Origin of the sequence: Comamonas sp. GCA5 (assembly GCF_036541385.1) — a bacterium.
Taxonomy (GTDB): domain Bacteria; phylum Pseudomonadota; class Gammaproteobacteria; order Burkholderiales; family Burkholderiaceae_C; genus Comamonas; species Comamonas aquatica.
In genome coordinates this window covers 1-7810 of record NZ_JAZHFR010000118.1, presented here as the reverse complement: position 1 = coordinate 7810, position 7810 = coordinate 1, and the positions used below count along the sequence as shown (strand labels likewise).

Below are 7810 nucleotides of genomic sequence, written 5' to 3'. Positions count from 1 at the left end.
CCGCGGCCACGCCGGCGCCTGCTGCAGGCGGGCAATGTCGGCGCGCAACTGCGCCACCCCGAAGGTGGCGGCCGCTGGGCCCGCACCCTGCGCCATCAATCCCCGGTAGGCCACCGTGACATGCGGCTGGCGGGCATAACCCGGCCACAGCCGGGGCCCCAAGGCCTGGCGCGCCCGCTGCACCCGCTGCGCCAGCGCCGGCGCGCGCAGCCACAGCACCCAGACGGCACACCAAGCGCAGCCCTGGTGCCATTCGGTAAAGTCGCGGTCTTCGCAGGCCTGGGTGAAAGCGGGGGCGGCAGGTGGCATGGCCTGCGCAGTGTGCCAGCAAACCCCGTCCCCTCGGGATTCATAAAAAGGAGCTGCTTGCGCGCTGTATGGCTGGATTTCATGGCCATTTGCATGGAAAACGCCCATTGAGCAAGCGCAACCAGCTATCTTTTCCAATCCCCGGGAAAGCCCCAGGGCGCACTGCAAGCCAGCCGCCAGCTTGAAGGCGCAGCATGTCGTCCATGAAACTGGCCCTGTTCTCCGACATCCACGCCAACCTCCAGGCCCTGCAGGCCTGCATGGACCACGCCCGCGCCCAGTCCGCCACGCAGCTGGCGTTCCTGGGCGATCTGGTCGGCTACGGTGGCTCGCCCGTCGAGGTACTGGACACGGTCATGCAGGCCGTCGAGCAGGGCGCCTGGGCCGTGCGCGGCAACCACGATGACGTGGCGCTGCACCCGCCCAGCCACATCCAGCACCAGGGCGAACAGGGCGCGCAGTGGACGCACGACCAGCTGGGCCGCCACCACCGGGACTTCCTGCAGCACCTGCCGCTGCTGGCCCCGCACGGCCGCATCCTGCTGGTACACGCCAGCGCCCACCACCCCGAGCGCTGGCCTTACGTCGAAAACAGCGTCATGGCCGAGCGCAGCATGGCCGCTGCCAGCGACCTGGACCCCGGCATCCGCTACGTCTTCAGCGGCCATGTGCACCAGCAGGCGCTGTACTACCTCACGCCCACGGCCAAGCTCATGCGCTTCGTGCCACAGCCCGGCGTGCCCATTCCCGTGCCCAGCCACCGCCAGTGGCTGGGCATCGTCGGCGCCTGCGGCCAGCCGCGCGACGGCGACCTGCGCGCCATGTACGCCCTGTACGACGACAGCGCCGCCACCCTGACCTTCTACCGCGTGCCCTACGACCATGCGGCCGCCGTACAGGCCGTGCAGCGCAGCGGCATGCCGCCGGAATTTGCCGAGCGCCTGGAGCAAGGCCGATGAGCCCGCAGACCCTGCCCCGCCGCCCGGGCCTGGGCGCCCGCCACCGATCCCCGAAGCACCAGGGAACAGCACGGCCATGAAGAAACTGGCACCCGGCACCGAAGTCGACGGCTTCCTGGTGCACGACTGCATCCATGCCGGCGGCATGGCCCACATCTACACCGTCACCTACGCCCAGCCGCGCAGCCCCGGCAGCAGCCCGGGCTTCCCGATGGTGATGAAGATCCCGCGCATGACGGCCGGCGACGGGGCCGAGAACATCGTCAGCTTCGAGATGGAGCTGCAAATCCTGCCGGCCCTGCACGGCCCCCACGTGCCCCGCTTTGTCGCCGCCGGCGACCTGCTGCGCCTGCCCTACCTGGTCATGGAGCACATGCCCGGCCACACCCTGCAGCACTGGCTGGACCAGCCCGGCGCGCAACCGATTGCCACCATCGCCCAGTTGGGCGCCGCCATGGCCCAGGCCGCCCACAGCCTGCACCAGCAGAACTGCTGCCACCTGGACCTCAAGCCCGGCAACGTGCTGATCCAGGACGACGGCAACGCCGTACTGCTGGACTTCGGCCTGTCCTGCCATGCCCACTACCCCGACCTGCTGGCCGAAGAGCTGCGCAAGGCCGTGGGCTCCCCCGCCTGGATGGCGCCCGAGCAGATCGTGGGCGTGCGCGGCGACCTGCGCAGCGACATCTTCGCCATCGGCGTCATGCTCTACGAGCTGACCACGCGCGAGCTGCCCTTCGGCAACCCCAGCACCGATGGCGGCCTGCGCCAGCGCATGTGGATGGCCCCCACGCCGCCGCGCGCCCTGCGCGCCGACGTGCCCGACTGGCTGCAGGAGATCATCCTGCGCTGCCTGGAGCCCGAGGCCGCCAACCGCTATGCCACGGCGGCCGAGCTGGCCTTCGACCTGGCCAATCCCGAGCAGGTCCCGGTCACACGCCGTGGCCTGCGGCTGCGCGGCCTGCCGCTGTGGGGCCAGCTGCGCCGCTGGATCCGCGCGGCCGGCATGGCGTACCACCCCAGCCCACTGCCCACGCAGCAGATCTCCGAAGTGCCGATCCTGATGGTGGCGCTGCCGCACAAGGACGTCAGCGACGCCACCCTCTACAGCCTGCGCCAGGCCGTGGCGCGTTCGCTGTCCACCCGCCCCGGGGCCCGGTTGGCGGTGGTCACCGTGATCTCGCCCTCGGCCAGCAGCAGCACCGACAGCCGGCGCAGCGAAACCCAGCTGCACCGCACGCACCTGGCCCAGCTCAAGCAGTGGGCACAAGGGCTGGACAGCGCCGGCCACGGCATCAGCTTCCACGTGCTCGAAGCCAGCGACGTGGCCCAGGCCCTGGTGCGCTATGCCGAGGGCAACAGCGTCGGGCTGATCATCCTGGGCGCGGCCACGCACGGCCTGCACATGCAGCGCCTGATTGCCACGGTGCCCATGCGTGTGGCCCGCGATGCCCCGTGCACCGTCATCCTGGTCAAGCAGCAATTGCCATTCGAAGCCCTGGGACAGTTGCACACCGGTCACGCCAGCACCCCCACCACTTAGTTGGCACGCACTCTTTCGCTAGACTTGAAGCGTGCACTTCGGCGGGCGAGCGCTCCATCCTGGGCCAAAATGGGGCCTGAGAAAGGGTCCCTGCATCGGGCGTTCCTGGCGTTTTTGCATTCATTTGCATTGCCGCACACCATCATGTGAAATTTTTTGTTACAAACGCCACCATGCGCATTGCTGTTCTCGACGACGACACGGTTTTTTTACGGCTGGTGGAGGCCACGATTCACCAAATGGGTCATGCCACCATCTTGTTTGAGACGGGCGAAGACCTGCTGCGCGCCATGCGTCGCGAAAGCTTTGACCTGCTGATCGTCGACTGGCTGCTTCCGGGCCTGAGTGGCATTGACGTGGTGCGCGCCCTGCGCGAAGCGGGCGGCAGCAAGCTGCCCATCCTGTTTGCCAGCCAGCGCCACGAGGAACAGGACATCGTCGCCGCCTTCCATGCCGGGGCAGACGACTTCATGATCAAGCCCCTGCGCGTGCAGGAGCTCATGGCCCGCGTCACCGCCCTGATGCGCCGCGCCTACCCCGACGTCACCACCATGCGCCTGGACTTCGAGCCCTACCGGCTTGATCCCGTGGCACGCACGGTGTACCTGCACGACCAGCCGATCGAGCTCAAGCACCGTGAGTACGAGCTGGCCGAGTTCCTGTTCCAGAACTGCGGCCGCCTGCTGTCACGCAACCACCTGACCGAAGCGGTCTGGGGCAGCATCACCCCCACGCCTTCGCGCACCCTGGACACCCACGCCTCGCGCCTGCGCACCAAGCTGCAGCTGGGCCAGTTCCATGGTCAGGGCCAGATCTACCAGCTCAGCGCGATCTACGGCTTGGGCTACCGCATGGAAATCCTGCCGGCCCCGGAAGCGGCCACAGCACCCACGGCCTAGGGCCGCCCCCGGCAGGCACGGCGACGGGCATGCCGATCCGGCACGCGGTCCGCGCAGCGCCCGCCCACGGCCATCGCGGGAGCTGGGCCAACCCCGTCCGTCGGCAGCAGGCACCATCGCCAGCCCCATTACAGGCTGTGCCTGCCATACTTGAGCCCCATTAGGTCCGCCACCCTGTGACAGCGGGTCTGCCGCACCGCCCTGTTCCATCCGCCCATGCCGCGCCCTTGGCCATGAAGCTTTCCTTTTCCAGCCTGACTGCCAAAATCGTTGCCCTGGTCGCTTGCTTGGGTGCGGTATCGAGCATCATCACGCTGTATGCCACATGGCACATGCAGCGCATCGAGGGCCAGTACCACGCCCTGCTGGACCAGCAAGTCCTGGTGGCGGACAAGGTCAGCCAGGTGCGCCAGCACCTGACCGACGCCTCCAGCCTGGTGCATGCCAGCTTGAGGGCCCCGGGCACCGGGCAGGCACAGGCCAGCGCCGAGCAGCTTGACCAGACCCAGCAATCGTTCGAGCGCACCCTGCACAGCCTGTACCCGGCCTTGCCGGGCTATGAACTCCGCCTGGATACCGTGCTCATGCAGGCGCGCCACAGCTTTGCAATCGCCCGCCGCATCATTGAGCAAACCCTGCACTGGCACAGCGATCAGGCCCTGCAAAGCCTGACCCTGAGCCTGAACCCGGCCCTCGGCCTGCTGCACACCGAAGTGGAAGCCCTGCGCGTGGACGCCCAGCATGTGCTGACCCACAGCACGCAACAGATGGCCATGGACACGGCCCAGACCATCCGCCAGGCCACCTGCGCTGGCTGGCTGAGCCTGCTGCTGCTGTGCGCCGGCACCGCCTGGATCGCCTGGCTGCATGTGTCGCGCCCGATCGGGCGGCTGACACGCAGCATGCAGCGCATGAGCCGGCAGCAGTACGACACGCCCATCGCCGACCAACACCGGCAAGACGAGATCGGCTCCATGGCACGGGCCCTGCAAAGTTTCGGCCAGTCGCTGCAGGAGGCTGAGCAACTGGAGCAGGCCCTGGTCCAGCACCAGAACAACCAGTTGCTGACCGACCAGTTGCTGCAGCTGACCAGCGCTTTGCCGGGCGCGGTGTTCCAGATGCGCATGACACCCGATGGCGCGTGGCGGCTGACCTTCGTCAGCCCCCAGTGGGCCCAGCTAATGGGCATGGGCGCCAGCGAGGACAAAGACACCCAGACCGGCACGGTGGCCCAGATCATCAAGCACTACGACGCCCACGCCACCGCCACGGCGCGGCAACACTTCCAGGACAGCGCACAGACGCTCACCCCGGTGGACTTCGATGTCTCGATGCGCATGGCCGACGGCGTCACCCGCTGGATCAAGACCCGCGCCAACCCCCACATGGAAGGCGATGGCTGCGTGGTCTTCAACGGCGTCTGGCTGGATGTGACCAAGGAGGTGATGCAGTCCCTGGCGCTGGAAAAAGCCAAGCGCCAGGCCGAACTGGTGGCGCAGGAGAAATCCAATCTCCAGGCCAGCATCAGCCATGAGATCCGCACCCCGCTCAATGCCATCCTGGGCCTGACGCAGCTGCTGCTCAAGGCCAACCTGCCCGAGACGCAGCACGAGCAGTTGCAAAGCGTGCTGCGCGCCAGCCAGCACCTGCGCGGCATCGTCAATGAAGTGCTGGATTTCTCCAAGATCGATGCCGGCCAGCTGCAGCTGGAAAGCACCGATTTCAGCCTGCATGACGTGGTGCTGGATGTGCTGAGCATGTGCCGCGAAGATGCCAGCCACAAAGGCCTGGCGCTGGACTACCACATCGCCCCCCAGGTGCCGGACAGCTTGCGCGGTGATCCGCACCGGATTGCGCAAATCCTGCTCAACTACGTGAACAACGCCATCAAGTTCACGGCCTCCGGCTGGATCCGCATCGCCATCCACCTGGCCCCCAGCAGCACCTTGCACCGCATCATCCTGCACGCCAGCGTCCAGGACACCGGCCCCGGCATTCCCGCCGACCGCATGCCCCTGCTGTTCCAGGCCTTCCAGCAGGCCGACAACTCCATCACCCGCCGCTTCGGAGGCACCGGGCTGGGGCTGACCATCTCGCGCGCGCTGGCCAAGCTGATGGGCGGAGAAACCGGCGTCAAAAGCCAGCTGGGCCAGGGCAGCACCTTCTGGTTCACCGCCTTGCTGGAGCCCGCCCGCACACCCGTGCAGCGCACGCACGCCCCCACGCCCACCACCTGGCAGGGACAGCGCGTGCTGGTGGTGGACGACCACCCGCTCAACCGCGCAGTGGTCGAGGGCATGCTGCACGCGGCCGGCCTGCAGACCGAGGCGGCCGAGGATGGCGTGCAGGCCCTGCTGCGGCTGCAGGCCGTGGGCCCGGGCCATTACCACTGCATCCTGATGGACGTGCAGATGCCGCACATGGATGGCCTGAGCGCCACCAAGGCCCTGCGCCAGATGCCCGGCTTCGAATCCGTGCCGGTGATCGCCATGACCGCCCACACCGGGGTGCAGGACATGGAGCGCAGCAAGGCCGCCGGCATGAATGCCCACCTGTCCAAGCCTCTGCTGGAGTCGTCCTTGCACGCCGCATTGCAGCAATGGCTGGCCGCCAGCCCTGGGGCGCCCACCGACCGCCCGGACGGCAGCGATGCCGCGCCCCCCAGCCCGCCCCAACCCCTGGTGTTCGACGCCTCCGCGATCGACGCCCTGGCACAGCTGTTCAATCCCGACAAGCTGCAGCAGCTCGTCACCCAATTTGCCAACGACAGCCTGCAGCGGGCGCGCAGCCTGCCCGCCCTGGCTGCCCAGCACGACTGGCTGACCATGCGTGCCGAAGCGCACAAGCTGTCCGGCACGGCGGCCACCTTCGGGCTGATGCGCCTGGGCTTCCTGTCGTCCGCCCTGTCGACCGCGCTCAAGGCCGCCGACGCCGCCCAAACAACCACACTGGCACAACAAATTGCAGATTGCGCGGAAGATGGCGTGGCACAGTTGCGCGCCTACTGCCCAGCGTGTTTTTCCCAAGCCTGAGCCCCGCCATGTCCCACGCAAGTCTGCAGCCCATTCACCCTCACTTGCTGGCGACCACCCACGCACAGAAGGTGCTGGTGATTGACGATGTGGAGATGAATGCCACGCTGATCGCCAGCGTGATCAGCACCTTGTGCGAGGTGCAGACCGCCACCTCGGGCACTGAGGGCCTGCAACTGGCACTGCAGTACAACCCCGACCTGATCCTGCTGGACGTGCTGATGCCCGGCATGGATGGCTTCGAACTGTTCCGCCGTCTCAAGAGCGAGCCACGCACCGCCCACATCCCGGTGATTTTCCTGACGGCCATCTCGGACATGAGCGCCGAGGAAGTCGGCCTGAACATGGGGGCCGCAGACTTCATTGCCAAACCTTTCCGCACCGCCGTGCTGCTGGCCCGCGTGCGCAACCACCTGGAGCTGGTGCGCCAGCGGCATCTGCTGGAGCGCCTGTCCCACAGCGATGGGCTGACCGGGATTGCCAACCGCCGCTACTTCAACACCATGCTGTCGCGCGAATTCAGCCGCATGCAGCGCCAGAACCAGCCCCTGGGCCTGGTGATGATCGATGTGGATGATTTCAAGGCCTTCAACGACCACTACGGCCACCTGCGCGGCGACGAATGCCTGCAGCTGGTGGCCCAGGCCATCGCCCAGTGCCTGCAGCGCCCTGGTGACATGGTGGCGCGCTACGGTGGTGAAGAATTCGTCTGCCTGCTGCCCAACACCCCGGTCTCCGGCGCCCTGAAGCTGGCCCACGACATCCAGACCGCGATTGCCGGGCTGCAGATGCCCCATGTGCAGGCCCAGGCCACAGATTTCGTCACGGTCAGCATGGGGGTGGCCGCGGCCACGCCGCAGGAAGTGCCCGGCAGCCACCAGTTGCTGGCCCTGGCCGATGCCCGCCTGTACCGCGCCAAGCGCGGCGGCCGCAACCGGATCATCAGCGAGGACTAGCCGGCGGGCGAGCGCCTAGCAGCGCCCACGCACGCGGCATTCGGGCACCACGTTGCCGTGGGCATCCCGCCACGTGCAGCGCGCCGTGGTGGCCTCGGGGCGCGGCAAGGTG

5 protein-coding genes and 1 pseudogene are annotated in these 7810 nt (G+C 67.7%); 5 read left to right on the top strand and 1 reads right to left on the bottom strand.

Translation table 11 applies throughout. From position 1 onward, the window contains the following. Positions 1-309, bottom strand: a pseudogene (locus SJH88_RS17745) (2'-5' RNA ligase family protein); the annotation flags it as partial. A gap of 203 nt (positions 310-512) precedes the next feature. Here SJH88_RS17745 and SJH88_RS17740 point away from each other — a divergent pair. From SJH88_RS17740 to SJH88_RS17720, 5 genes are all read left to right on the top strand, one after another. Continuing rightward, positions 513-1268 (top strand): metallophosphoesterase family protein, encoded by a 756-nt coding sequence (locus tag SJH88_RS17740; protein ID WP_274755242.1) that lies wholly within the window; start codon positions 513-515, stop codon positions 1266-1268. A 76-nt stretch (positions 1269-1344) separates the two neighbouring features. Continuing rightward, positions 1345-2811 carry a serine/threonine protein kinase gene (locus tag SJH88_RS17735; protein WP_274755241.1) on the top strand — a complete coding sequence of 489 codons (1467 nt, stop codon included), beginning with the start codon at positions 1345-1347 and terminating at the stop codon, positions 2809-2811. Positions 2812-2984: 173 nt separating this feature from the next. Further along, complete coding sequence (locus SJH88_RS17730) at positions 2985-3710, top strand: response regulator transcription factor (protein ID WP_043381862.1); 726 nt, start codon at positions 2985-2987, stop codon at positions 3708-3710. A gap of 233 nt (positions 3711-3943) precedes the next feature. Further along, positions 3944-6742, top strand: coding sequence for a response regulator (locus tag SJH88_RS17725; RefSeq protein ID WP_274755240.1), 2799 nt, complete (start codon positions 3944-3946; stop codon positions 6740-6742). An 8-nt stretch (positions 6743-6750) separates the two neighbouring features. Continuing rightward, positions 6751-7698 carry a diguanylate cyclase domain-containing protein gene (locus tag SJH88_RS17720; protein WP_042418402.1) on the top strand — a complete coding sequence of 316 codons (948 nt, stop codon included), beginning with the start codon at positions 6751-6753 and terminating at the stop codon, positions 7696-7698. The last annotated feature ends 112 nt before the right edge of the window (positions 7699-7810 follow it).